The 26,398-nt window shown below is 67.6% G+C and carries 18 protein-coding genes; 5 read left to right on the top strand and 13 right to left on the bottom strand.

Features of this window, described 5'->3' with window-relative positions:
* Positions 1-3: 3 nt before the first annotated feature.
* The 7 genes from ACW9TB_RS32830 to ACW9TB_RS32860 form a co-directional block, all read right to left on the bottom strand.
* The gene (locus ACW9TB_RS32830; protein ID WP_472751987.1) at positions 4-1,029 is read right to left on the bottom strand and encodes a YaaC family protein; all 1,026 of its coding nucleotides are present in this window, start codon (positions 1,027-1,029) and stop codon (positions 4-6) included.
* Positions 1,030-1,184: 155 nt separating this feature from the next.
* Positions 1,185-2,420, bottom strand: coding sequence for an nSTAND1 domain-containing NTPase (locus ACW9TB_RS32835; RefSeq protein WP_472751988.1), 1,236 nt, complete (start codon positions 2,418-2,420; stop codon positions 1,185-1,187).
* A gap of 537 nt (positions 2,421-2,957) precedes the next feature.
* Positions 2,958-3,059: an MBL fold metallo-hydrolase gene (locus ACW9TB_RS32840; RefSeq protein ID WP_472752019.1), complete on the bottom strand. Its 102-nt coding sequence runs from the start codon at positions 3,057-3,059 to the stop codon at positions 2,958-2,960.
* 336 nt (positions 3,060-3,395) lie between these two features.
* Positions 3,396-3,677 carry an acyl carrier protein gene (locus ACW9TB_RS32845; RefSeq protein WP_472751989.1) on the bottom strand — a complete coding sequence of 94 codons (282 nt, stop codon included), beginning with the start codon at positions 3,675-3,677 and terminating at the stop codon, positions 3,396-3,398.
* A complete protein-coding gene (locus ACW9TB_RS32850; protein ID WP_472751990.1) occupies positions 3,662-5,374 on the bottom strand; it encodes a fatty acyl-AMP ligase in 1,713 nt (570 codons plus the stop codon). Before ACW9TB_RS32850 ends, ACW9TB_RS32845 begins: the two co-directional genes overlap by 16 nt.
* The gene (locus tag ACW9TB_RS32855) at positions 5,371-5,895 is read right to left on the bottom strand and encodes a hypothetical protein (protein ID WP_472751991.1); all 525 of its coding nucleotides are present in this window, start codon (positions 5,893-5,895) and stop codon (positions 5,371-5,373) included. Before ACW9TB_RS32855 ends, ACW9TB_RS32850 begins: the two co-directional genes overlap by 4 nt.
* Positions 5,892-6,608, bottom strand: coding sequence for a hypothetical protein (locus tag ACW9TB_RS32860; RefSeq protein WP_472751992.1), 717 nt, complete (start codon positions 6,606-6,608; stop codon positions 5,892-5,894). The genes ACW9TB_RS32855 and ACW9TB_RS32860 overlap by 4 nt, the downstream gene beginning before the upstream one ends.
* 656 nt (positions 6,609-7,264) lie before the next feature.
* Between ACW9TB_RS32860 and ACW9TB_RS32865 the strand changes: the two genes are divergently transcribed.
* Positions 7,265-7,669 (top strand): hypothetical protein, encoded by a 405-nt coding sequence (locus ACW9TB_RS32865; protein ID WP_472751993.1) that lies wholly within the window; start codon positions 7,265-7,267, stop codon positions 7,667-7,669.
* A gap of 224 nt (positions 7,670-7,893) precedes the next feature.
* Here the strand turns inward: ACW9TB_RS32865 and infA are convergent, their stop codons facing one another.
* Together infA and ACW9TB_RS32875 are read right to left on the bottom strand one after the other, a co-directional pair.
* Positions 7,894-8,118, bottom strand: coding sequence for a translation initiation factor IF-1 (gene infA, locus ACW9TB_RS32870; protein ID WP_472751994.1), 225 nt, complete (start codon positions 8,116-8,118; stop codon positions 7,894-7,896).
* Positions 8,119-8,302: 184 nt separating this feature from the next.
* Positions 8,303-9,073: a GNAT family N-acetyltransferase gene (locus ACW9TB_RS32875; protein WP_472751995.1), complete on the bottom strand. Its 771-nt coding sequence runs from the start codon at positions 9,071-9,073 to the stop codon at positions 8,303-8,305.
* Between the two features lie 645 nt (positions 9,074-9,718).
* Here ACW9TB_RS32875 and ACW9TB_RS32880 point away from each other — a divergent pair.
* The 3 genes from ACW9TB_RS32880 (at position 9,719) to ACW9TB_RS32890 (ending at position 18,925) form a co-directional block, all read left to right on the top strand.
* Positions 9,719-10,000 (top strand): DUF7710 domain-containing protein, encoded by a 282-nt coding sequence (locus ACW9TB_RS32880; RefSeq protein WP_472751996.1) that lies wholly within the window; start codon positions 9,719-9,721, stop codon positions 9,998-10,000.
* A gap of 846 nt (positions 10,001-10,846) precedes the next feature.
* The gene (locus ACW9TB_RS32885) at positions 10,847-18,295 is read left to right on the top strand and encodes an RHS repeat-associated core domain-containing protein (protein ID WP_472751997.1); all 7,449 of its coding nucleotides are present in this window, start codon (positions 10,847-10,849) and stop codon (positions 18,293-18,295) included.
* A gap of 3 nt (positions 18,296-18,298) precedes the next feature.
* Positions 18,299-18,925 (top strand): hypothetical protein, encoded by a 627-nt coding sequence (locus ACW9TB_RS32890; protein ID WP_472751998.1) that lies wholly within the window; start codon positions 18,299-18,301, stop codon positions 18,923-18,925.
* 3 nt (positions 18,926-18,928) lie between these two features.
* Here the strand turns inward: ACW9TB_RS32890 and efeB are convergent, their stop codons facing one another.
* Both efeB and ACW9TB_RS32900 read right to left on the bottom strand, forming a co-directional pair.
* Positions 18,929-20,176 (bottom strand): iron uptake transporter deferrochelatase/peroxidase subunit, encoded by a 1,248-nt coding sequence (gene efeB, locus ACW9TB_RS32895; protein WP_472751999.1) that lies wholly within the window; start codon positions 20,174-20,176, stop codon positions 18,929-18,931.
* Between the two features lie 325 nt (positions 20,177-20,501).
* A complete protein-coding gene (locus ACW9TB_RS32900; RefSeq protein WP_472752000.1) occupies positions 20,502-21,434 on the bottom strand; it encodes an alpha/beta fold hydrolase in 933 nt (310 codons plus the stop codon).
* A gap of 190 nt (positions 21,435-21,624) precedes the next feature.
* Here ACW9TB_RS32900 and ACW9TB_RS32905 point away from each other — a divergent pair, with 190 nt between their 5' ends.
* Entirely contained in the window at positions 21,625-22,467 is an 843-nt protein-coding gene (locus ACW9TB_RS32905; protein WP_472752001.1) for a helix-turn-helix domain-containing protein, read from the top strand.
* A 29-nt stretch (positions 22,468-22,496) separates the two neighbouring features.
* Here ACW9TB_RS32905 and ACW9TB_RS32910 read toward each other — a convergent pair whose 3' ends face one another.
* Positions 22,497-24,185 carry a PQQ-dependent sugar dehydrogenase gene (locus ACW9TB_RS32910; protein WP_472752002.1) on the bottom strand — a complete coding sequence of 563 codons (1,689 nt, stop codon included), beginning with the start codon at positions 24,183-24,185 and terminating at the stop codon, positions 22,497-22,499.
* Between the two features lie 331 nt (positions 24,186-24,516).
* Positions 24,517-26,340, bottom strand: a complete 1,824-nt coding sequence (locus tag ACW9TB_RS32915) for an ABC transporter ATP-binding protein (RefSeq protein ID WP_472752003.1) — start codon at positions 26,338-26,340, stop codon at positions 24,517-24,519.
* Between the last annotated feature and the right edge of the window lie 58 nt (positions 26,341-26,398).

The following is a 26,398-nucleotide window of genomic DNA, read 5'->3' on the forward strand; positions in this document are numbered from 1 at the left end:
GAGTTACACGCGCAGATTCCCGTCAGGGCGAAACATTTGATCGCAGCCTTCGAGGCCGGAAAGTGTATCCGTGAGCATGGGCAGTGCACATTCGCGGGCAATAGCATCGAACATATACGCTTGCTCAGGGAATAGCTGAGAATCAAAAACGGATGGTTTATATCGTACAAGTGAGGAGGCATAGTAAGTTACAGCGTAGCGTGCCAACGATGGTGGCATAGGAGATAGGCGTGTCTTATACAAGCTTGGCGAAATAGAGGCATCGAAAATAGGCTCGCTTGATGGACAAAGTATGTCTTTGATTTCCCAAGTAATGTTGTCCACTTCAAGTTGGTTAACTCTGCCTAAAGAGAGTAGTGGTGCTTGACGAATTGATTCGTAGAATTTCACCTGCCCATTGAATCGTCTGCTTAGCCCGAATATTTCCCTCCAGTTTTCGGGCCTCTCGACTTCCCGAAAATGCTTTAAAAATAATTTTCCTGTAACGCTAGATGGAGAAAGATCGGATGGCATGTAAACCAGAAGTAGTGGCCATGCCGCCTTTGTATCTACGGCTACTACTTGAATTAGCCCACCTACTTGGCAGGACCCAAGATTTGCATCCTGAATCTGGGTGCCAATCTCTGGGATATTTCCGAGAAGCCTTTTTACGTCTAGTTTCGTTCCCACTGGCATCTGATATCCAGTACGTGCCTCGTATAAAAGACGAAAGACACCGTCTTTGACAGTCAGAGAATCGCCTGCGACTGTGCGGGCTCTGTTGGGGCTAAAGCTGAGGCCATGTCCGATAAACTTCCCAACTAGAAGCGATGAGTGGGTGTGCAAGAGCTCGGCTTTAGCGAAATTCAACATCGCATAGTAGTACAACAAGCATGCGGAGCGGTTGGGGACAGAAAGTGCTGCCTGAAAGTTGCTCAACGCCTGACGGAGAAAGTTTCTGTACTCCTTCCACAGCTTATTCTTCTGAGCAAGTGTTCCAGGAAATCGCTGCCGACCGAAAGAAGCGATTTCTGAATGCCTCCTAAGCACCTCCAGTAGGAGGGGAAAGGATGCGGCCTCATTCCAGTAATTAGGTTGCCGGAATGGGTCACATGGAGGGAGTAAATGCCAATTATTATAAGGCCGGTGTGACGGAAGGGGCAATTTTACCTGCCGATAAACGGGGGATTTATGGCATTGCCATCTTATGTAGTAAGCTCTTCGAGGGCTTGAGGGCTAATCATCCCGTCAGCAAGGCCTCGCATAATTACGTAGGGTTGCATGAGGGGATTCAAGAAACGATACCTAAACTTCTTAGTGGTGCCTTCCTTGCTTAGCACTGGGCCACGATCACTGGAAAGAGAGTTTAGGTGCATCGCAAATTGTGGGATGTCATATTTTTTCCCCATTACCTTAGATAATGGCTCTCTGAGGCCAGCTGCTGGAAAGAATCCCCGCTCATCCCCGCGGGCGCACGCACAAGCTAAGAGAACCTGCTTATACATATTCTCTCGTGTACTAAAAGTTGCTCGATAGTAAAGATCATGAATGCTTTCTTGTGCTCGCTTCAATGCACTTTTTATGGCGATATCTACATCTTCTGATGAGACGTTGTCGGAATCACTGTAGCTAGCTGATACTCCTGCTTGTTGGGCAAGCAGGTGTGTGTAGTGGGGTAGTCCCTGAGACAAGGCGGTAATTCTCTCAATTACTTTTTTATCAGCCGTCATATCTACTGATGCAAAACCGCGTGTTACGATATCGGACAACTCGTAGCGTGACATTCGAGGCATGTGGATCTGTGCGAGTGCTCGTTCGATTGAGGCGTGCTCGTGGATTAGTTCATCTACATTGTCTGCTACCCCAACTATCACGACTGTTACCGGAAGAATTTCATCACTAAGCGTCTTAAGTGTATCTGCAAATGCACGGTGAATTTCACCATCGGTCACCCTGTCGAACTCATCAAAGAAGATAACGATTTGATTTTTTCCTGCCAAGGATTTTATTGCAAATCGTACATGGTCGGGCGTGATCGCCTCGCCGGAGGCAAATATTTCTAACGCGCTTATTATGTTTTGTTTCTGCGTGCCATTAAATCCTATGACCGAAGTGGTGGAAATGAATTTTATTTCAGCAAACGCTTTCTTCCATATCGAGCTAAAGCTGTCATTGCTCTGACAGTTAATTTTAATTGAAAGGGCATCTTGAGGAAGAATTATTTCCTTTGATACGGTAGCGAGTGAAGTTTTTCCCACGCCCCGCTCGCCGTAGATGACTACGTGTTGTCCGGGCTCTGCTACCGCATCGTTGACGCTTAATAGTTGCTCGGCCCGGCCCGCAAACAAATCTCGATTGGTAATCGGGGCAGAAGGGCTAAATGCACTTCGGATCCGTCGCTCGGCGGCCAGCTTGCGGGCAAGCTCTTCGTTGGTACTCATCGGACTCCCGGGTAACTTCGAGACTGAGGGGCTCACTTCGGAGCCTTGAAGGTCAGCATACCTACAAGATCACTAACTTAGCAACCGCTGGTCGCAGTCAAGGGGGTATTTATCATAGTTCATGTAGATATAGGTAACTTGGAACGGAAGCTCAAAGGAGCCAATCTGGGGAGCCAATGTCTTCAAACGTGCTCCGACCGTTTCCGATCTAACCGGAAGTTTTCCCAGGCAGGAGGCTCCCCGCCCGACTCCCTCAGATCGTCCCAGACACCCAACTCGTGGCTGGGGGTCAAGGGGTCGCAGGTTCAAATCCTGTCGTCCCGACCAGGTTTTAGCTGGTCGGCAGGGGTTTCGGAGTTTCTCCGGAGCCCCTTTTTCGATCTTCGGGAGCCAGTTGGGGTCAAGTGCGCTTGGGGATGTTCACGCAGAATCAGGTCGGTGCCTCGAACATGGGGGCCGTATGGCACCTGATCTTCCGCCGCATCCGGCCAGCGCCGGTGCCAACGAGCGAATCCGAGCGTCACTCCAGCGAGTGTTTCAGCCGACGTGGTCGGTGTGCGGATGAGTGAGGATGGCCAGGTCGACTCCGTCCGGTGGGAAGCCCGCGTCCGCCGGCCTGCTCAGGTAGGGCGTGTCCAGGTTGTGTCAGGCAGGGGCGGCGCGCTGCCGGTGTCCTACCAGGACACTCAGGTTCCTCACCCGGAATGCGGAAGTATGGCTGGAGACGCTGTAGGACGCCGTCGTCGCGGCGAAGTCCTGCCGAAGCTGGCGTGGCCGCGGGCAGCGGAGATGAACCGGTCGGCGGTGGTGTCACCTCGTCGACGCGGTGCACGACGAGGTGACACCGATCATCCACGCGAGTGCGGTTTCATGGGAGTTTCCCCTGATCAGGTGGGTGAAGACGGTCAACGCGCCGCGACGGGTTGACCGTCCACTCAGCTCAGGAGCCCATCAACGCCGCGACGCCGTCATCGGTCAGCGTTTGCGCGGCGGCACCGCCACGGCGGCCAGGTCGGCCACCGACGGCCGGTTCATCACGATTTCGGCGTCGATCGAGGTGCCGGACCATTCCTCCAGCATGACCACTAGGGAGATCCCGCTCTGGGAGTCGAGCCCGTAGGCGCTCAGTGGCAGCTCAGGGTCGATCTCGTCCGGTTCCATCGCCAGCAGTTCGGCCAGGTGGCGGCGGATCACCTCGACCGCCGCCTCGACACTGACGTCCTGCTCCTCACATGCCCCGGTCACCTGCTTGACCACCTCTCCAGCACCTTGAGGGTCCCGGATCTGGCCCGTGCGGCGCATTCCCTGCGCTGGATCTTGCCGCTGGTGGTCCGCGGTATCTGACCCTTCAGTACGGCCAGGACCGAGACGGGGGCGGGCAGCACACGGGCGACCGCGATCCCCGCCGCGCGCACCGCGGTACGCAGCACCTCGGGGTCCCGCTCGGTTGTCCCCAGCACCACCGTCACCCCGGGCTCGTCCTCGGCCAGCGGCCAGGCGGCGGCGGGCTGGTGGGCGAAGGCCGGGTGTGCGGCGGTCGCCACCGCCTCGGCGTCCTGGGGGTAGTAGTTGATGCCGCCGATGATCAGGATGTCCTTGATCCGGCCGGTGACGAACAGCTCGCCGTCGGAGAGGAATCCGAGGTCACCGCTGCGCACATGGGTCCCCTCCCCGTCGTCGTCAACCCCGGCCAGGCGGGCTCCGAAGGTCTCCTCGGACGCGTCAGGGCGCTGCCAGTAGCCGTGACCGTTGCTTGGTGAGCGCACCCAGATCTCTCCGACCGTTCGTTCGCCCAGCTCCAGCCTTGTTCGCGGGTCGACGATCCGTACCTCGGCATCGTCGGTCGGCGGGCCGTTGCTCACGAGCTGAAGGCCCGCGTCGAGGTCGTCGGTCTCCTCCACCTTGCCCTCGGCGAGCAGCGTCCGGTCCACTCGCAGGGAGACCACCGGGGTCAGCGACGGCGCGACCGTGACCACCAGAGTGGTCTCCGCCATGCCGTACCCGGGGCGGAAAGCCTCCGGGCGGAAGCCGGACGGGGCGAACGCCTCGGCGAACCGGTCCAGAGTGCGGGCCTGTACCGGTTCCGACCCGTTGGCCGCCAGCCGCCATGGCGACAGGTCCAGCGACGCGCGGGTGGACTCGTCGGTGCTGTTGACGCACATGTTGTAGGCGAAGTCGGGGGCGGCGCTGAAGACGTCCTCACATGCGGAGATCGCCCGCAGCCACGTCAGCGGATCGCGTACGAACGACATGGGCTCCATGCGGACGAGGTCGGCACCCGAGACCAGGGGCAGCACCAGGCCGGTGCACAAGCCCATGTCGTGGAAGAGCGGCAGCCAGCTCACCACGGTGGTGCGTTCGGTCACGTCAAGCCGTTTGGCCAGGGAGACCTGGTTGGCGACCAGGTTTCCGTGACTGATGACCACGCCGCGCGGATCGCCGGTGGAGCCGGAGGTGTACTGGAGCATGGCGATGCCGCCCGGGTCGAAGGCGAGTGGGTCGGGTTCCGCCAGAACCTCCTCGTCGTCGGCGGTCACCGGAATCACGAGCATGCCTGCCAGGCCGTCCGGCTCCGCCTCGGGGCAAATCATGACGCGCGCCCCGCAGTCACGGCTGATCGACCTCAGCCGGTTATCGGCGGAGCCGGCCTGCGGCTCCGGTACCGGTACCGCGATCGATCCCGCGTACAGGCATGCCAGGAAGCCGATGTGGAAAGCGAAGCCGGGTGCCGCGGGGAGCAGCACGCGGTCGCCCCGCACCCCCGCCGCGCGCAGCCGGGCCGCGACGCCCCTGACCCGCAGGTCCAGCTGGGCGGCGGTCAGCCGCTCGACGACATCGCCGCGGCTGTTCAGCATGGTCATCAAGGTCCGGTCCCGGCCGGGTCCGGTGGCGGCGGCGCGCAGCGCGCCGACGATCGTCGTATCCCGTGTCGAGGCGGGGTCGAAAGTGCTCACCGGGCGGCTCCTCTCCATTGCCCGCGCTCGCCGTACTCGGCCAGCCAGCCTTCGAACGCGTCCTCGTCGGGGAGGACGATGCTGGAGCAGGCCAGTACGGCGAGGTTCTGGCGCATCGGCGTGATCGTCACAACGGTCCGCCCGGCGCGGTGGGCGCTGTACATCTCCGCGGCGGTGCCCATGCTCGCCTGATGCTCCGGGAGCCAGGCCACGCACACGTCGCTGGCCGCCGCGAGGTCGGTGAGCCGGTGAAAGACGCCGACCAGCTCGGTGAGCGCCTCGTTCAGTTCCTCGCGCCGGATGACCGGCTGATCGGCCAGCGCCGAGTGGGAGGCACGGACGGCCACCTCGCGATCGCCGATCCACTGGCTCATCAGCCTGCCCGGCTCATTGATCACAGCGTCGGGGTACCGGCGCGAGATCAGCTCGCTCAGCCGGTCGCGGTAACACTGGTCGGCAAGGTCGGCGCCATGCCGCGACCCCTGCATCACACCGGCCAGGAAGAAGGTGGGCGGGCTCACTCGTCCACCGCCGCGTACTCGGGCATCGCCGGGTTGCCGACGGGCGCCACCCGGTCGTGGATCGCCGCCGCTTCGAGCAGGATCGCGATCACGTGGGAGGGGTCCTCGCCCACCGCCTCCGAGACCAGGGCGAGGTCGGTGTCGAACCGGCGGGTGCCGGGAAGGCTCACAGCGCCCTGGTTGTCTTTGGTGAGAAGCCCGTCCGCGGCGGGTTTCACTCCGGCAGCCCGGCCGGTGAGGGGGAACACCACCTCGCGCAGGTGGAGATCGCCGGGGTGGACCACGCGGATGGAGACGTTGTTCTGCTCCGGATGCGTCAGCAGGGGCCGGACGATCGCCGGCGGCGGTGGCACCTCGGTCAGCGCGGTGTCGCGGCGGAGGCTGAAAGCCCGGGACACGACGTTGTGCCCGCGCCGAGGGCTGAATCTGACGTATTCCAGCACGATCTCGTCACGTTCGGGACGCCAGGTGGCCCGGACCCGGGAGGGAGCGGGTGAGTTGTCGGCGCGCACGCGCAGCGGGAAGGCGTCGGCGACGGTACGGACCACACCGTCGGCCACGTTGGCCAGGTCGAGGTGGAGTGGCACCCGGTGCAGAAGATAGGGGTCGAGTACGGTGACCCGCGTTTCTTCGAAATAGACGGCCGCGACATGGCGGCCGTCCATGAGATATTCGGCCGAGACCCCGGTTTGCTCGGCGACGAGCCGCCCCACCTCGAAGGACTGGAACGCACAGGATAGGCCGAGATGTTTCGGATAATCTTTGTCGCCGAAGTGCTCGTGGAATTGGATGGCGCTATTGTAGGGGATCCCTAAGAGCACCCGTTCCAAGGCGTCGGCGTGTATCTTCTCGTACTCTTTCGTGGCGGACGGCCCCGTCATCGCCCCACCTCTGTGTCATGAAAGGATTTACTCCCGTGTTCTTTCGTGAATGTCAAGATTTCATCCCCGTCGCATTCACCCGATACTGGCTGGACCCTATGCCGGAACCGTCGTTAGTGAACACCCCTAATGAGCACCCCTAAGGTCCGTGAGGATCACCGCCGCGGGCCGATGCCGGTGGGCGGGCAGAAGTCGTGTGGCCGCCGAGGCTGGGTTTCCGAAGCCAGGTCGGGGTGAAGGGCAGGCCGGTCTCGTTGGGTATCAGCGCCGCCCGCGAAGCCGGAGACGGCTCCCTGGAGGCCAACCTCATCGGTTCCCTGGCCTACCAGATTGCCAACGTAGGCGACGCGCAGGAAAGTGTGGCACTGACCCGTGCCGCACTGGACGCGGCCGGACGGTATGCCTCACCGCGTATCCGCGCGTTGACCTGGGATCGCCTTGCTTGGGCGCACGCTCGCGCCGGAGAGGCCCAGCCCGCTATCAGAGCGTTGGGTGAGGCGAGCGCCGCCCTGGCGGGCACGGCAGGAGGCGACGAGCCGTCGTACCTGTACTGGGTCAGCCCTGATGAGCTCCAGGTCATGGAGGCTCGCGCCTACACCGAGTTGCGCCGCCCGCTGCGTGCCGTTCCTCTGCTGAGTGAGGTGTTGACGCGCTACGACGCCACCCATGTCCGGGAACTCGCGCTGTACCTGTCGTGGCTCTCCGTCGCGCTCGCCGATGCCAACGAGCCCGGGGAGGCGGCGCACACGGCGGCGCGGATGTTGGACATGTCCGCCGACCTCAGCAGCGACCGCACCACCCAGCGCGCCCGCGTGGTCCTGGCACGGCTCAAACCCTACGCCGACGTCCCCGAGGTGCGAGAGCTGCTGACCCGCTACCCCATGAGCGCCTGAACCCTTCCGAGCCCCGGATTTCCGCGTGACCAACTGAGTGACAACGACCCCGGACAAGGCTGGACGCCGGTGGACTACCGTGGACCGTATCCGCAGGTGGGGGCGGGTACCAGGCATGGTCCCGCCCCCTTCTGGGCTGCCTGGGGGTCAAGGGGTCGCAGGTCTGACTACCGCGTCGAGCGTGTTTCCGATTCAGGTCGGATGCTTCTTTTCCTGTTTCGCTGTTACGTCCTGTATCGGAAGAGGATCCGGCCCCGGTTGAGGTCGTACGGGCTGAGTTCTACGAGCACCCGGTCGTACGGCAAGATCTTGATGTAGTTCTTTCTTATCTTCCCGCTGATGTGCGCCAGCACCTTGTGCCCGTTCTGGAGCTCTACCTTGAAGGTGGCGTTGCGCAGGCACTCGATGACGGTGCCCTCGATTTCGATGCCGTCTGTTGTTCTTGTCATTTTCCTGCACTTCTCCGATCGGTGACTGTGGGGTCGTTGAGGAGACGAATTCCGTTGAAGCAACCGTGATCGAGGTGCCCCGGTTGTCGCGAGTGGCTGTTCCGCGCGTTACGGGAAGCGATGTCAGCTCAGCTCGGCGGGTGCTGCCGGGCCCGGTCCCCTCGCGCGGTGATGCGGTGGGGCGTCAGCGGAGCACCAGCTCCAGGTTGCTGCTCGCATGCCGGGCGCCGATGCCCTCGAACAGCGCCACGGCCGCCCGGTTGGATTCGGTCACCTCGGCCGACGCCGTTTCGATCCCGTGGTGGTGCAGCGAACCCAGCACGTGGGCGAGCAGCGCCCGAGCGATACCGCGGCGGTGCTGGTCGGATCGGACCGCTACCAGCCCGATCCGTGGCTGCCGGGGCACCGGCGCCACCCGGACCAGTCCCACGTATTCATCGGACTGGGCTGCCACCGCGTACTTCGACGGGTCCATCGGGATAGCGCCGTCCGGGCGGGGCACCACCTCGGCGGGCATCTCCTGCCAGCCGACGGTGGCCTCGACCTCGTCGCGAATCACGCGGTCCAACGTACGCAGAGGGCCCTCCTCCGCCTCGCCGACGGCCACTATCGTCACGTCCGACGGTGGTAGCACTGAGCCGAGTCCCGTGACCCGCGGGTCGGTGGGCACCAGATACTCCAACTCGCGGCGTCGGGTCGTGAAACCGGCTCGTTCCCAGTTGGACGTCAGGTCGAGGTCAACCTCGTCGACCAGCGTGTACAGCGGCTTCGGGAGGTCCGCCAGCATGGCGTCGGCGAGTTGGTCAAAGACCGTGCCGTGCCATGCGTCGATGCTGAGGAAGATCCGCCCGTCGGGTCTGCGTGAAGCGTAGCCACGGCCGACCACCCGGTCGTCCTCCACGGCGTGCCACTGCCTCTCCGCGACCCGCGCGATCACTGCGGCATGCTCGCCCATGCCCGAAGTGAGATGCACAGAATTCATAGGTTGTCGCCTTTCGGGGTTGCCTTGTCGAGGCGCTCCCGGCGACACCTACGTCAATCGCCCGACCGTGACGACGAGGGGGAGCACCCATATCGATGCAGCGTTCATGGGTCTCACCTCCTCGTGCGATGTCACGGTCCGCAGAACGGTATCGGCCTGAATGTCGTCCCGTCCAACCATTTTCCCGCCGACCGACTCGGCAGCCGCCGACGCGCTCATCTGCCGCGATTCGCGAGCCCCCGGCCCGGCTCCGGATTGACCATGTCAACCATCCGCCACCTCCCCGGTCCCTTGGACTCGACCCTGTGACGTGCTGCTGGATAGCCTGGCGGCGAGAAGGGCCGATCAACGGGGGAGGCGGCCCGTGAGGCGTAGCTTCGGAACGCGGTGAGGTCCGGATCCGCCGGATTCGTCGGCGGCAGCGGCAGCCGATCCGATGGGTGCCGTATGCGTCAGTGAAAAAGCCGTATGCGTCAGCGGAAAATCGCATACCGGCTGACGGGGATTTCGGGTGGCCGACGAGATTTGTCGGAGCCGGGCTGAAGGTAGGTCGTTCGGCTTCGATGTTCGCCTGGTACGGGTGCGTCCGGATGTCGTATGGCTGGAAGGTCTTGGGTGATGGACGACGAACCGCGGTCGGTGTGGGCGTTCGTGGGTGAGGGCGGGCGCTGGCCTTCTGCGATCTTCAGTTCCCGGGACCGGGCGGAGGAGTGGATCAGCGCCTGTCGGCTGACAGGAATGCTCACCGAGTACCCGCTCGATGTTCCGGTCTACGAGTGGGCTGTCGACAACGGATACTTCCGGCCGGGCAGACCGGAACACTCGACCGTCGGCTTCGTCGGCCGGTTCACCACCGCACACCAGGAGCACGAGCACTACGAGAACGGCGCTGCCGACTGAGGGTTGGTTGACCTCGGTCATGAGTGAGCACCGCTGCGCGGAGACCAACGTTGGGCCGTACGTCGCATACGACGCCGAACAACTCGCACGTCACCGAGGGGCGTTCATAGCTGCTCGAACGCTGTTGAGCCAACGCCTTCGAACCGGTTCCGAGGTGGAAGGCTCTCCGTCCGGACGTCCTCAGATACCCCGAAGGGGGCGCAGGTTCAAATCCACGCGGACCGGTTCTGCCTCTTTGTAACCCTCTTCATGACATGGCCTGATCTCGTGACGGTGGACCGTATCGCTGATGTCCTCCACCGGCATGTCGTGTGCGCTCAGGATGGATACGAAACTGTGGCGGAGTTCGCGGGGCGTCCGGTCCTCGCCGAGTCCCGCCAACGTGGTGATGACCCCCGGCGCCTGCCGTCGGGATCGGCATGATGGCGTGACGCGTCACCCGAGGCCGTCCGTTCGGCGACCCGGATCACGTCCCCTCGGCGGGGTCCGTCGAATTACATGCACTCGGTGTTTCCGCAGGTCGCGGTGGGTGTCCGTGCGGGGAGCCGGTCGACGCCGCCACGGTGGTGGCCGCCGGGACCGGGCCTGACAGGGCGTCGCGTGCACCGCGTCGGCGTCGGAGCCGCCAGGGGTCCGGGGTGCCTGGCGGACGGCACCGGGATGTGCCCGCCGATGGACGGGATCCTCCCGGTCCCGGCTTCGGCGGCGGGTTCAGATGTTCACACAAGTTGGTTCGAGATCATTGACGAGCCTCTGTAATGATCCTTATGGTTTGCGCAGATTGATCATTTTTGAGACGGGGGCGTTCTCATGCGGGTGGTCGTAGGTTTAGTCGTTGCTGCCTTGGTGGCCGGTCTGGCACCTCCCTCACCCGCCGCACCACCGCGGGTCACCACCTCGGGCGCGGTTCCGGTCGCCGCCACGACGCGGACACAGGCCGAGGAGAAACCGGTCACCAAGCGGCAGGCGCTCGCGCAGGCCGCCGACGTGACGTACGCGCACGACGCCAACGGCCGGGTGACCGGCATGTTCGCCCAGCCGGGCGGCGGTTCGAAGATCAGTCATGATTCCGCGGGCAACATCACGGAGGTCCGCGACCTGCCCGCCGGCACGCTGGCGGTGGCCCAGGTCTCCCCGCCCTACGCCGTTCCGGGCACCGGCGTGAAGATCTACGGCACCGCGTTCGGCACGGACAAGTCCGCGGTGTCGGTCTCCTTCGGCGGTACCACCGCTGCTCCCAGCGCCGTCACCGACCACACCGTCACCGTGACGGTTCCCGGTGGGGCCGCCTCGGGCGACGTCACCGTGACCGTCGGCGGCAAGTCCGCCGTCTGGAAGGGCTTCAAGGTCACCGGAGCCCGGCCCAAGCCCGATGTCTCCCTGACCGGCATCACGGTCGGCGACGCGGGAGCCGAGCTGGCCGTGTCCGGCAGCGGTTTCGACGAGGAGAAGACCCGCAACGTCGCCTCGCTCAACGGATCGAAGATCCCGGTGACGCATGCCACCACGGGCGACCTGAAAGTCAGGCTTCCACGGGGTCCCGCGTTCGGGCACCTGAAGGTCGTCAACCCCGGCGGTAGCGCGGTCTCCGCCGGTGACGTGGTCGTCCCGCCCGCACCCTACCTGGCCGCCAACATCGGTACCGGTGGCGCGGTGCGGCTGGCCCAGAACACCCTCACCGCGGTCCAGGTCGGCGCGGCGGAGCAGATCGCGATGGCGCTGTTCGAGGTGGAGGCCGGTCATCGCGCCATGCTCTACATGTCCGGCAGGACCTTCTCCGACTGCCTTCCCCTCACCGTGTACGGCCCCGACGGGACCACACTGCACAGCCAGAACATGTGCACGACCACGTGGGAATGGGAGTTGCCGGAAGGCTCGGAGGCCGGAACCTACGCCGTGCTGCTCGACCCGAAGGACGCCCAGACCGGCAAGGTGGACATTCTGACCTCCACCGGCAACGACACCACGGCCGCGCTCGCCCTGGACGGGGCGCAGGGGTCCCTCACCACGAGCCTCCCCGGCCAGCAGGCCGTCTTCACCTTCACCGGAACGGCCGGGCAGCGGGTCTTCACCAAGCTCGGCATGCCAGCCGGTACGAAGGCCTGCGACGTGGTCGCCAGTGTGCGCGCCCCCGACGGCACCGATCTGGCGAAGGACACGTGCGTGTACACGGCCGACTCCTTCCTCGACACCGTCACACTGCCGGCAACCGGCACGTACCGTGTGGTCGTCAATCCCAAGGGCCTGATCACCGGCACGTACAAGGCGACGGTGCTGAGCGTGCCCGCCGATGTGTCGGTGGCGACCTCGCTGGACGCGGCCGCGGCGTCGGTGGCGATTGTGAAGCCGGGTCAGAACGGGGCGGTGACGTTCACCGGTGTGGCGGGGCAGCGGGTTTTCACCAAGCTGACTGTTCCGGCGGGTGCGCCTTCCTGCGCGTTGGATGTGCGGCTGCTCAAGCCGGACGGCACCGAGTTGGTCAAGAACGCCTGCCTTTATCAGGCGACCGACTACTTCGACACGGTCGTTCTGCCTGTCGGCGGTGTGTACCGGTTCACGGTTGATCCCAAGGACGCCTGGACGGGTACGCCGACGTTGCAGGTGGTGAGTGTGCCCGCCGATGTGGTGGTGGCGACCTCGCCGGACGCGGCCGCGGCGTCGGTGGCGATCGTGAAGCCGGGTCAGAACGGGGCGGTGACGTTCACCGGTACGGCGGGGCAGCGGGTCTTCACCAAGCTGACCGTCCCGGCGGGTGCGCCCTCCTGCGCTCTGGACGTGCGGCTGCTCAAGCCGGACGGCACCGAGCTGGAGGGGAGCTCCTGCGTTTACCAGGCGAACGACTACTTCGACACGGTCGTTCTGCCTGCCGATGGTGTTTATCGGTTCACGATCAACCCCAGGGACGCCTGGACGGGTACGCCGACGTTGCAGGTGGTGAGTGTGCCCGCCGATGCGGTGGTGGCGACCTCGCCGGACGCGGCCGCGGCGTCGGTGGCGATCGTGAAGCCGGGTCAGAACGGGGCGGTGACGTTCACCGGTACGGCGGGGCAGCGGGTCTTCACCAAATTGACTGTCCCGGCGGGTGCGCCTTCCTGCGCGTTGGATGTGCGGCTGCTCAAGCCGGACGGCACCGAGCTGGTCAAGAACACCTGTCTTTATCAGGCGACCGACTACTTCGACACGGTCGTTCTGCCTGCCGATGGTGTCTATCGGTTCACGGTCAACCCCAAGGACGCCTGGACGGGCACGCCGACGCTGCAGGTGCTGAACGTACCCGCCGACGTGCAGAAGACGGCGACCGTCGGCGGGCCGGACGTCGTCGTCACCACGACCAAGGCCGGACAGGACTCGGCGGTCACCTTCACCGCCACCGCCGGGCAGAGCGTCAAGATCACCATGGTGGACGAGACGTACGCGAGCTGCCTCACCACGGAGCTGTGGCCGCCCACCGGTGCGCGCCTGTGGTCCGCGTGCCTGTCCAAGAACGGCAACCGCACCGCCACCCTGACGGTCACCGGCACCCACACCCTCAAGATCAGTCCCAAGGACGCCGAGACGGGGGCGGCCACCATTCGCGTCGCGTCCGCGGCCACCGTCGCGCGTACCGCCAAGCAGGCCGCGAAACCCGCCAAGCAGGCCGCGAAACCCACGAAGACGGACCGGGGGACATCACCCGACGAAGCCGGGCGCGGCGCGTCCGTGGCGACGTTCACCGCCAAGACGGACCGGGGGACACCACCCGACGAAGCCGAGCGTGGCGCGCCGATGGCGACGTTCACCGCGAAGAGGCCCAAGGAGGCGAGCCTCACCGGGGTCGTGAGGACCACCACGGGGCTGCCGCTGCCCGGCGTCACGCTGCGCGCCGACGGCCGCGAGGCCCGTACGGACGCCAAGGGCGCCTTCCGCCTCACCGACCTGCGCCAAGGCGTGCGCCGCCTGCGGATCGACGGCCGTAGCGCCTCGACGGGTAAGCTCACGTACGGCGTGTTCGACGTGCAGGTGCCGCTCAAGGCGGGCGTCAACGAGTTGTTCTACACGCCGTACCTGCCCGCCCTGGACACCGACTACGAGATCGACATTCCCTCGCCGACCACCGAGGAGGTCGTGCTCTCCAACCCGGGCGTGCCCGGCCTGGAGGTGCGCATCCCGGCGGGCGTGACGATCGAGGACGCCGACGGCAAGCCCGTACGGCGGGTCGGCGTCACCCCGATCCCGGTGGACCGCACGCCCATCCCCATGCCGGACGGCGTGCGCGTACCCGTCTACTACACGGTCCAGCCCGCGGGAGGCCGTCTGGTGGGCGGGACCGCCCGGATCGTCTACCCGAACTACCTGAAGCTCCCGGCGGGGCAGCGGGTCAACTTCTGGCACTACGACAAGAGCGGCGAGGGCTGGGAGATCTTCGGCGCGGGCAAGGTCGACCAGGCCGCCCGGCACGTCGTCCCCGACGCGGGCACGGCCATCTCCGACTTCGACGGCGCGATGATCAACGTGCCGGGCAACGAGGAGCCGCTGGCGAAGTGGCTGCTGAAGTTCATGAACTCCGCGGGCGACCCCGTCGACCTCGGCAGCGGGCTGTTCACCCTGAGCCAGACCGACCTCATGGTGGACGATGTCATGCCGCTGACCGTCAACCGCGGCTACAACCCGGGCGACACCCGCAAGCGCTCCATGGGCATCGGGAGCAACGACCTGTACAACATGTACCTGTCGTCGCGTAAGCAGTACGAGGAGGCCGACCTCAACTTCCCCGACGGGTCCCAGGTGCACTACGTGCGGACCTCGCCGGGCACCGGGTTCTGCGACGCCGTCTTCGAGGCACGCGACACCTCGCCGGAGTTCACCGGGTCGGGCTTCCGCTATGTGGGCGAGTGCAACAGGGGCTTCTGGCACCTCAAACTGCGCAACGGCATGACCTACGTCTTCGGCGACGAGGCGCCGTTGCAGGAGATCCGTGACACGCAGGGCAACACCGTCAAGATCCTGCGCAAGTACAAGAACAGCTTCGGCAGCTACCTCGGGCCGATCACGGAGGTCCGCTCGCCGAACGGGTTCGGGCTCAGCTACTCGTACGACGCCGCCGACCGGGTCACCAAGGTGGAGGACAACGCGGGCCGTTCGGTGACGTACGGCTACGAGGGCGACCGGCTCAGGACCGTGACCGGCCCGACCGGCCAGGCCACCACCTACGGCTACGACACCGCGGGCCGGATGAACGCCATCACCGACGCCCGCGGCCACATCTACCTGACCAATGTCTACGACGCCAACGGCAGGGTCGCCACCCAGACGGTCCTCGGTCAGGGCACTTACACCTTCGCCTACACCCTCAACGGCTCGCGGGTCGTCGCCACCCAGGTCACCGAGCCGGACGGCGCCGTACGCAAGACCACCTACGACGACCTCGGTTACCTGGCCACCGACACCCAGGCGGCGGGCACCGGCCGCGAGCACACCGTCAGGATCACCCGCGACCCGGACAGCGACCTGCCCAGGACGATCGACGACGGCCTCGGCCGTACCACGACGATGACCTACGACCCCGCGGGCAACCCCCTGGAGCTCAAGGGCGCGGCGGGGTCGGCCACCGTGACCGGCCGGGCCACCTACCAGGGCACTCCGTACGGCAGGCCGGACACGCTGACCGACCCCACGGGAGCCGTCACCCGCTTCGAGTACGACGCGCACGGCAACCCGGAGAAGATCACCGACGCGAACGGCCGTACCTGGAGGACCAGCTACGACGCCCAGGGCCGCCCGCGCACCCAGACCACCCCGCAGGGGCGCGTCACCACCTACGACTACGTCGACGGCGCCCTGAGCACGGTGACCGACCCGGAGGGACGCAAGACCCGCTTCGTCCGGGACGCGGCCAACCGCGTGATCGAGACGATCGCCCCTGACGGGACCCTGACCAAGCGGGTCTACGACGCGGCCGACATGCTCAGGTCGGTCACCGACGCGGGCGGCGACGAGACGGCCTTCGAGTACGACGAGAACGGCAACATCACCTCGGTCGAGGACGCCCGCGGAAAGATCACCTCCTACCGCTACGACACCGCCGACAGGCTGCTCGAACGCACCGACCCGCTCGGTGCGAAGGACACCTTCGCCTACGACGGCATGAACCGCCTGTCCACGGTCACCGACCGGCGCGGCAAGATCACCGAGTACCGCTACGACGAGCTCGGCCGCGCGACCTTCACCGGCTTCGGCAAGAACGGCCAGAGCTTCGAGTCGACGCAGAGTGCCCTGTACGACGACAGGGGCCGCATCCGCGAGCTGAACGACAGCACCGCCGGCGCCGGGAAGATCACCTACGGCTACGACGACCTCGACCACCTGATCTCCGAGACCAGCTCGGCGGGGACCGTCGGCTACAGCTACGACGCGGCCGGGCGCCTGAAGTCCATGACCGCCTCGGGCCAGCCCGCGGTCGGCTACGACTACTTCCCCAACGGCCTGCTCAAATCGGTCACCCGAGGCGCGGTCAGCACCGTGTACGGCTACGACGACGACGCGAGGATGACCTCCAAGTCACTGCCCGGCGGGATCACGGCCGCCTACGGCTACGACACCTCGGGCCTGCTGACCTCGATCGGCTACAAGCGGGGCACCGCCGACGTCGGCGACGTGGCCTACGAGTACGACAGGACAGGGCGCCGGACCCGGATGCACGGCGCCCTCGTACGCGCCCAGCTCCCCACGCCCGCGACCGGCCTCACCTACGACGACGCCAACCGGATGACCGGCAACGGCGGCAGGACCCTGGGCTACGACCCGGCAGGCAACCTGACCACCGACGGAGTCTTCACCTACAGCTGGAACGCCCGCGGCGAACTCGTGTCGGTGTCGGACGGCAGCGTCACCACGACCCTGGGCTACGACCCGGCAGGGCGCAGGGTCGGCAGCACCACGGGCTCCGACACCACCCGTTTCCGCTTCGACGGTGACGCCCTCATCGGCCAGAGCGGGCCCGGCGGGGCGGAGGTCTCCTTCCTCAACGGCTTCGGCCAGGACGAGGCCCTCGCCAGGATCGGCGGCGACGGCCAGGTCCAGGGACTGCTCCCCGACGCGCTCGGTTCCACCCTGGCCCTGACCAACGGCTCGGGCCAGATCACCACCACCTACGGCTACGACCTGTTCGGCGCCACCACGTCCTCCACGGCCGGCGACCCCAACACCGTGCGCTGGACCGGCCGGGTCTCCGGCCCGCCGATCCCCGGCGGGCTGCAGGACAACAGATCCCGCCTGTACTCCCCGTCGCTGCGCCGTTTCGTCTCCGAGGACACCATCGGCTTCGGCGGCGGCTACAACCTCTACGAGTACGCGCTGGGCAACCCGGTCGACTACACCGACCCCGACGGCACGATCCCGCCGCAGGTGGTCGCCGCCGCGGGCGCGTGCGTCGGCAACGGCCTGGTCAACACCGTCGCCGGTGCGCTGCTCGGCCGAAAGCACTCCTTCGGCGACTACGCCCGGGGCTTCGGCAAGGGCTGCCTGGAAGGCGCCCTGGGCTCGATCACCTTCGGCGGCACCAAGTTCGCCCGCTTCGGCAGGTACGGCGATGAGGCGGTGGAAAGCGTCGGCAAGACCTGCCGCCTGACCAGCAGCTTCGTGCCGGGCACCAAGGTGCGGATGGAAGGCGGCGGCGCCAAGGCGATCGAGGAGGTGGCCGTCGGAGACCGGGTCCTGGCGACCGATCCCGCCACCGGGCTGACGAGCTCACAGCCGGTCGTGGCCACCATGACCAGCCAGGGCGCCAAGGACCTGGTCAAGGTGGGCGTCGCGGGCGGGGTGCTGGTCGCCACCGACAACCACCCGTTCTGGGTGCCCGCGCTGAGGACCTGGCTGCCCGCCTCCGCGCTGCGGCCGGGCATGTGGCTGCGTACCTCGGTGGGCACCCTCGTCCAGGTGTCGGCGGTGGAGACAGAGCACCGCGACAGCCAGCGTGTCCACAACCTCAGCGTGGAGGGCCCGAACACCTACCACGTGGTCCAGGGCGGGACCGACGTCCTCGTCCACAACAGCCCGCGCCCCAAGTACCCCTGCGGCTGGCTGTCCCCGTCGGAGTGGGCCAACTCCGTCAAGCGCGAGATCCGCGACAGGTACCGTGGCGACACCGGCTTCGAGAGCGGGCGGCACGGCGAGGGCTTCAAGGCCGCCGCCAGGGACCTCGAACGCTTCATCAGGGAGCACCCGGGTATGCTGCCTGAGGTCGAGAGGGAGCTGCGCGCCACCGCCAAACGCTGGATGGCCAACGGCAGATCCACCGGCCACTCCGGAGGATGGTGAGCGGTGCCCGCTGACACTCCGGCCACCGGCCCGGCCGGTGAACCCGCCTCGATCGCCGAGCTGATCGAGGCGGCGGAGGACGGCCCGGACGTCCCGGAGACGTTCGGGCGGTTGCTGCACGAGAGCGAGCGGCTGCTGAAGGAGGCTCCCGGCTCGGCCGACGCCCACTACGCGCGGGGCTACACGCTCTACCTGCTGGGTGCCCGCGCCGAGGCGCGGGCCGCCTTCGAGCGGGCGGAGCTGCTGCGGCGCGGGCATCAGTGGGCGCTGTTCCACCTCATCGTGCTCGCCTACCGCGACGGCGACCACGGCGCGGTGCTCGGCGCCTTCTCCCGGCTGGAGCGCGCCTTCTTCGAGGGCGAGGACAAGCTCTGGCGCTATCTGGTGGCCTGGGAGTACGAGCTGTGCTCGGCGGTCCGGCTCGGACTGGACGAGCACGTCGCCGCCCGCCTGCCGGAGCTGGTCGCCGAGTACACCGGCCGTCAGGACGACCCCGAGGAGATCCTGGAGCGGCCGGGCAGGCTGCTCCGGCTCTATGGCGAGCGGCCCGAGGGTCCGCTGCGCGACCTGCTGCGCGAACAGCTCGCCCGGCTGGTGCCCGGCGGCTGGGTCCGGCCGGACGAGCTCTAGGTCTCAGCCCAGCAGCGTGTCGCCCCAGTGCCCGCCGGGGGACACGCCGGGGGGACAGGCCCACAGCCCCGACCCCACGTGCCGGATGTAGGTCGAGAGCCGGTCGTCGGCGGCCAGCCTGCGCTGCACGGGCACGTACTGGCGGCGCGGGTCGCGCTGGTAGGCGAGAAAGAACAGGCCCGCGTCGAGGCGTCCCTGGGTGTCACTGCCGTCCACGAAGGAGTAGCCGCGCCGCATCAGCCGTACGCCGCCGTTGGCGGAGGGGTGGGCCAGGCTCACATGGGAGTCGGCGGGGAGCGCGGCCGGGTCGAAGCGGTCGCGCTCGCCCCTGCCGCCGAGCGGGGCGCCCTCGGTCTTCGTACGGCCGATCGTGGCCTCCTGGTCCTGCCGGGAGAGCTGGTCCCACGACTCCAGGTGCATGCGGATCCGCCGCGCGACCAGGTAGCTGCCGCCCGTCATCCACTCCGGCCCGTCGGCGGCACCCACCCAGACGTGCTGGTCGAGCGCGGCGTGGTCGTCGTGCGGGATGTTGTCGGTGCCGTCCTTGAAGCCCATGAGGTTGCGCGGGGTGAGTTGGGTGGGCGTGGTCGAGGAGGTCTTGCCGTACCCGAGCTGCGACCACCGTACGCTCACCCTGCCCAGCCCGATGCGGGCCAGCGTGCGGATGGCGTGCACCGCGACCTGCGGGTCGTCGGCGCACGCCTGGACGGCGATGTCGCCGCCACCGCGCGCCGGGTCGAGCTTCTCCCCGGGGAAGGGGGGCAGGTCGGCCAGCGCGGGAGGCCGCGAGGAGGCCAGGCCGAAGCGGTCCTCCCCTACGCGCTCGAACAGGGTGGGCCCGAATCCGACGGTCAGCGTCAGGCGGGAGACGGCCAGGTCAAGGGCCTCGCCGGAGTCGTCGTCGGCGCTGACCCGGCCCGCCGTCATCGACTCGGCGGCCCTGGTCCAGGAGACCAGGAGGGAGATCAGCTCCTCGCGCGTGCCCACGGTCACGTCGAAGGCCGCGAAGTGGAGGCGGTCCTGTACGGGCGTCGCGATGCCCGCCTGGTGCGGCCCATGGAAGGCCACGGCCGGTTCCAGTTTCGGTGCCGGTGCCGCCGCGCTCGTCGACGGCTCCGGCTCACCCAGCAGAAAGGCGCCCGCCGTCGCCGCCGCGCCGGCTACCACGCCCGCACCCGAGGCGGTCAGCAACCCGCGTCTGCTCAGTCTCCCCACCGGACCCCCTCCAGCGCCGGACCCCCAGAAGATCATGACTTTATCCTGCCGCCCGGCGGACTGCCATCCCGCACCGGTGAACGCGGGCAGCGGACCGAACCGGTCGAGTCGCCGCCGGGGCGTAGTGGAGCCGATCGGCCAGAGGCCATGCTCGGTCTTCGCGGACAGCGTCACGGAGCACGACACCGTCGCCCACATCGGCCGGCCGCTCGCCACGGCCGAACAGGACGAACGACAACATCGAGCGGATCGGCCATCGGGCGCCGCTGTCCGTCGAACGGTTCGTCACGGGGAACAGGCCCGGCTTCGGTCCCGCCCCCTGACGCGGGTGGGCGCGAAGGCGACGCGGGCGTCGTCCGGTTCAGCCCGCCCGCCCGCCGTGGATCGAGATGAAGGCCAGGAGGTGCGCGGCGGTCAGGGGCGGATCTTCGAGCATGGGTGAGTGTCCGACGCCGGGCAGCGACTCGACTTTCGCGCCCGGAACGGTTAGGTACCCGGCGGCGGACGAGGGGCGCCATCTCCGGTCCTCCCTACCGAAGATCACCAGTAGCGGCTTGCCGAGGACCGCCAGCCGGTCGGGAAGCGCGCGCTGCCTCAGGTAGTCTTCGGCCGCCCGCGATGTCGCGGTGAACGCGTGGTAGGTCATGCCGCGCGCGTCGTCCACCAGCTGTCGCGGGATCTCGTAGCCGTGGCGGCTGAACCCGGTGCTCATGGCCTGGCGGAGCAGGCCGTCGGTCCGGAGCCGCCACAGCAGTTGCCCGACGACGGGGACGGGCATGAGCAGGTCGGCGGGCCCCTGCCCGGTGAAGGCGTCCAGGCTGGGGCCGGTGCTGACGAGCGCGAGCGCGGTCACCAGATCGGGTCGTTGCTCGGTGAGGGCGGTGGCGACCGAGCCGCCGGTGGAGTGGCCGACCACCACGGCGTGCTTCACGCCGAGCCGGTCCAGCGCCGCGCCGACCCGGCGTCCCTGCTCCGGGATCCCGTAGCCGGGGCCGGCCGGTTTGGCCGAACGGCCGTGCCCGAGCAGGTCGATCCGGATGACGCGATGGGACCTGGCCAGCGCCGGAACCAGCGGATCCCACCAGCGGGCCGATCCGGCGAACCCGTGGATCAGCACGAGTGCCGGGGCGTCGCCGGGGCCGTCCTGGCGAAGGTGGATGTTCCCGCCGTCGAGGGGCAGGGTCGAGTCCCCGGTGGCCTCCGCGCTCTGCCACGCGACCGTCACCGTGTTCGCGGCGAGGAGTCCGGCGGTGGCGAGCAGGACGGCCGCGGAGATCAGGCGGCGGCGGTTCACGTCGGCCCGCCGGTGAGGGGGCCGCGGATCAATGTCGTCGGACCGGCGACGGTGCCGAGCCCTGGGGGAGTGGTCATGAGCCCACTGTCGCCGTCCGCGAACCCCGGTGGCTTGGACAAATGTTCCGTTCGGCCCGTTCGCGTAGCATGTGATGGTGCGGTCCACCGTGCACGAACGTGACAATGCGGCTGTGTGGGACGTCGCGCGTCCTGAGCGGCCCAGCCGGGTGGCCGGTGTGAGCATGGCCGGGTTCCGTGCCAGTTCCCGTGACATGGCCGCGGTCGGCCACCGGATGGTCCCGCACCCGGCCGTGACGCTGGCCCTTGAGTTCGGCGCCGGTACGCCCGTCGTGGACGACGACGCGGGGCGGCGGCAGCGGGGAAGCCTCGTCGCCGGGCTCGGGTTCGGGGCCGGAGGCGCGGTCTGGGTGCGGGGTGAGAACGTCGAATGCGTGCAGGTGCGCCTGTCCCCGGTGGTCGCGCACGCGGTCCTGGGCGTCTCCCCGGCCGACCTGGACGGTGCCGTGGTGGCCCTCGACGATCTGTGGGGCCGGGAGGCGTCGCGGATCCGTGAGCGGCTGGGCGATGTCCCGTCGTGGGAGGATCGCTTCGCGTTGACGGACGCCCTGCTCTTACGCCGGTGCGAGGCGGGGGCGTTCGTGGACCCCGAGGTCGCCTGGGCCTGGGAGCGGATCGTCGTCAGCCGTGGCCTGGTCCGGATCGACGGGCTGGCGGACGAGGTCGGATGGAGCCGTAAGCGCCTGTGGTCGCGGTTCCGGTCGCAGATCGGCATGCCGCCCAAGCGCGCCGCGAAGCTGGTCCGCTTCGACCACGCCGCCCACCGCCTGGTCGCGGGTGAGGGCGCGGCCCGGGTCGCGGTGGAGAACGGCTACGCCGACCAGTCCCACCTGCATCGGGACGTGGTGGCGTTCACCGGGGTGACCCCGGTGACCGTGGCCGGGGAGCCGTGGCTGGCGGTCGACGACCTCGCCTGGACCGGCCACGGAACACGTGCCCGGGACCCGCGCCGCTAGCCGCCCGGTTCCGCCGGGTGCGGGCGGGCTCAGGGGGTCGTGCACTGGTAGCCGGACGGCGTCTGGGTGTTGCCGTTCGGGCGGCTCGCCTGGAAGCCGAAGGTGGTGCTCTGGCCGGAACCGAGCGCGCCGTTGTGCCCGGTGCTCCTCGCCGTGACGGTCTGCCCGCTCACGGTCAGCGCGGCGTTCCACGAGCCGGTGACGGTGTGGCCACCCGGCAGCGTGAGGGTCACCGTCCAGCCGTTGGTCGCGGACGTGCCGGTGTTGGTGACCGTGACCGGCTGGATCACGTACCCGGTCCCCCACTGCGACTGGACGGCCGCCGTCACCGAGCAGCCGCCGGTGCCCCCGCCGCCCGGGGGAGTGGTGACCGTCGCCGTGTTCGACACCGGCGAGAGGTTGCCCGCCGCGTCGCGGGCCCGGACCTGGTAGCGGTACGTGGTGTTCGCGGTGAGCCCGGTTTCCGCGAACGAGGTGGTGGCCGAGGTTCCCGCCTGTGTGAAGGCGCCGCCGGACGCGCCCGGCGCGCGCAGCACGTCGTAGCCGCTCACGCCCACGTCGTCGGTGGAGGCGGTCCAGGCCAGGGTGGTTCCGGTGGAGGTCGTCCCCGACGCGGCGAGACCGGCCGGCGCGGACGGCGGGGTGGTGTCGCCCCCGGTGGTGGCCGGAGGGACGCGGACGATGCGGTCGTCCTGCGCCACCGGGGTGCCTCGGCCGTCCCGGTTGCTGGTCGCCACCCAGAGCCAGCCGTCGGGTCCGACCGCGACCGTGCGGAGCCGCCCGTAGGCGGACTGGAACTCGGCCACCGGGGTGCCGGGCGTACCGGCGCCGGTCAGCGGCACCGCCCAGAGCCGCTGGCCGCGCAGCGCGGCGACGAAGAGCGTGTTGTTGGCCCAGGCCAGCCCGCTCGGCGACGCCTCGGCGGTCGTCCACGTGACGATCGGGTTGCGGAAGGAGGGGTTGGTGCAGGTGCCCTCGCACGTCGGCCAGCCGTAGTTGGAGCCCGCGACGATCTGGTTGACCTCGTCCCGGGTGTTCTGCCCAAGTTCGGCGGCGTACATCCTGCCCTGGGAGTCCCAGGTCAGACCCTGGACGTTGCGGTGGCCGTAGGTCCAGACGCGGGAGCCCGCGATCGGATTGTCCGCGGGTACGCCGCCGGTGGGCGTCATGCGCAGGATCTTCCCGGCGAGGCTGTTCACGTTCTGCGCGTTGGCGGTGTTGCCGGCGTCGCCGGTCGCCACGTAGAGCATGCCGTCCGGCCCGAAGGCGATGCGCCCGCCGTCGTGGAAGGTGTTGCTCGGCACCCCGGAGAAGACCACCGTCTGCGTCTGGGGCGCGGTCAGCTGCAGCCTGACCAGGCGGTTGTCCCCGGCGGTGCTGGTGAAGTACGCGTACACCCAGCCGTCCTGGGCGTAGGTGGGCGACACGGCGATGCCGAGCAGGCCGCTCTCACCCGAGGCGCTCACCCCGCTGACGGTGGCGACCGCCGTGGGTGTCTGGCCCGGCCGCACCCGCATGATGCGCCCGGTGTTGCGTTCGGACACCAGCGCGCTGCCGTCCGGCAGGAACGCCAGGCCCCAGGGAACCTGGAGGCCCGTGACGGAGACCTGCGCCCGGGAGAAGTCGAAGCCGCCCACCACCTGGGCGCGGGCCTCGGGAGCGGTGACGATCAGCGCGAGCAGAGCCAGAATCAGGGCCGGGATGACGCGGGCGCGCATGATGGACTCCTTGACCGGATCACTGGGCGGATGTCAGCACCGTAGGCACGCGGGCCGCGGAACCTCAAACACCGCGATCGGTTCGCCCTGGTGATCTGGGAGGACGGTGCCACATCGGTGAAACTTTCACGCGAGGGGTGGAAGCGGCTGCTTGGCGGGTGTTCCGGGGCTTCCGGGGCTTCCGGGGCTTCCGGGTGGACGCGGTGCGGTACGCCCCCGGCGCAGGCGGTCCGTGCGGTACGGGCGACGGTGCCGGGTCCGCTGCCCGTGGACGTTCTCGCCGGGTTCACCGCGGGCCGGATGAGCGTCGTCACCGTGGCATGGACCGGTGTCAGCGGTGAACGGCGTCCGGGGTCTCCTCGTCGAGCAGGAAGCCGCCGGACTGGTGGTGCCACAGGCGGGCGTACGGCCCCTGGGTCTGGAGGAGCTCGTGGTGATCGCCCTGTTCCACGATGCGGCCCTGGTCGAGGACGACCAGGCGGTCCATGCGGACGACGGTGCTCAGCCGGTGCGCGACCACGAGGGCGGTGCGGTCACGCATCAGGTTCCACAGGGCCTCCTGGACGAGGGTCTCGCTCTCGGAGTCCAGAGCGCTCGTGGCCTCGTCCAGCAGCAGGATCGGCGCGTCGCGCAGGATGGCGCGGGCGAGGGCGACGCGCTGCCGCTGGCCACCGGAGAGTTTGACGCCGCGCTCCCCGACCAGCGTGTCGAAGCCGTCCGGCAGGGTCTCGGCGAACTCCGTGACGTGCGCCGCCCGCGCGACCTGGTGGATCTCGGCGTCGGTGGCGCCCGGCCTGGCGAAGGCGATGTTGTCGCGCAACGACCTGTGGAACAGGGCGGGCTCCTGGGGGACGTAGGCGATCAGGCTGCGCAGGTCGGCCTGGCGGAGCAGGGCGATGTCCTGGCCGCCGATCAGGATCCGTCCGCCGTCGATGTCCGTGAGACGGAGCAGCAGCCGGGTGAGGGTGGTCTTGCCGCCGCCGGACCGGCCGACCAGGCCGATCTTGGTGCCGGTGGGGATGTGCAGGTCCAGGCCGTCGAACAGGGGCGGATTACCGGCGTGCGCGAACGTCACCCGCTCGAACCGGACACCGGCGTCGGCGGGGCGCAGCGGTTGCGGGCTGTCCGGGTCGACCACTCCGGGCGGCGTGAGGAGAAGCTCGGTGAACTGGGCGGACTCGGTGAGCACGCTCTCCATACGGCGGTAGATCTGGTTGAACTCGAACATGACGCCGATCGAGGTCGTGTAGTAGCTGAACGTCACCACGATCGCCTCCACCCCCAGGCCGCCGCGCAGGGCGACGGCGAGCAGCAGGCCGACGGTGCTGGTGAGGATCGACAGCGGTGCGATGACGGTGTCCACCCGGAGGTTGCCGTAGTCCCAGGAACGGAGCGTCAGCGCGCGTTGCTCGGCGACCCGGCCCCGGTGCTTCGCGGCCTCGCGGTCCTCGGCGGCGAACGCGCGGACCGTCTCCATGTTGGCCATCACGTCGGCGACGTGCCCGGACACCCGCACCTTGGCGGCCTCGCGCAGGTCCACCAGCCTCTGGCGGCGGCGGATGAGCGGGACGACGAGGAAACCGGTGACGGCGATGAGGCCCAGCAGGACGAGGACCAGCAGCGGGTGGTATCGCCACAGCACCACCGAGGCGAACGCCAGCGGCACCACCTTGGCGATGATCGAGAACGTGAGGGTGTCCACGAAGCTCTCGAACCCGTTGGAGAAGCTCAGCACCCGTTTGGTCAGCGATCCGGCGAAGTTGTCGTGGAAGAACGCGGCGTCCTTGGACAGCAGCTCGTCCATGCCCTTCACACCGAGCCGCTCGATGCCCCGGGCCTCCGTGCGGTACAGGAAGTGCAGGGCCACCCGCCACAGGACCTCGCCCGCGAGCAGTATCGCGCCGAAGCCGAGCACGTACGGCATGAGGACGGCGACGCCGCCGTCTCCGCCCTCGGCCAGCCGCCCCAGGAGCCCGCCCACCGCCAGCGGCGCCAGATAGAACAGGCAGATGTTTCCCAGCGCGGGCAGGAACAGCGCGGGCACGGCGACCCGCCACTGGTGCAGCAGCTCCCCGTTGTAGTAGCGCAGCGCCAGCAGGACGGCCGACTTCCGGGTGGACGGTTTGTCATCGGAGGAGTCAGATAACCCCGGCACGGCAATCCCCCTCTCCGGACACCCACGGCTATGGCCATGTTGACGCAGGGTGGCCGGA

The sequence above is a fragment of the Streptosporangium sp. H13245 genome (assembly GCF_055690525.1).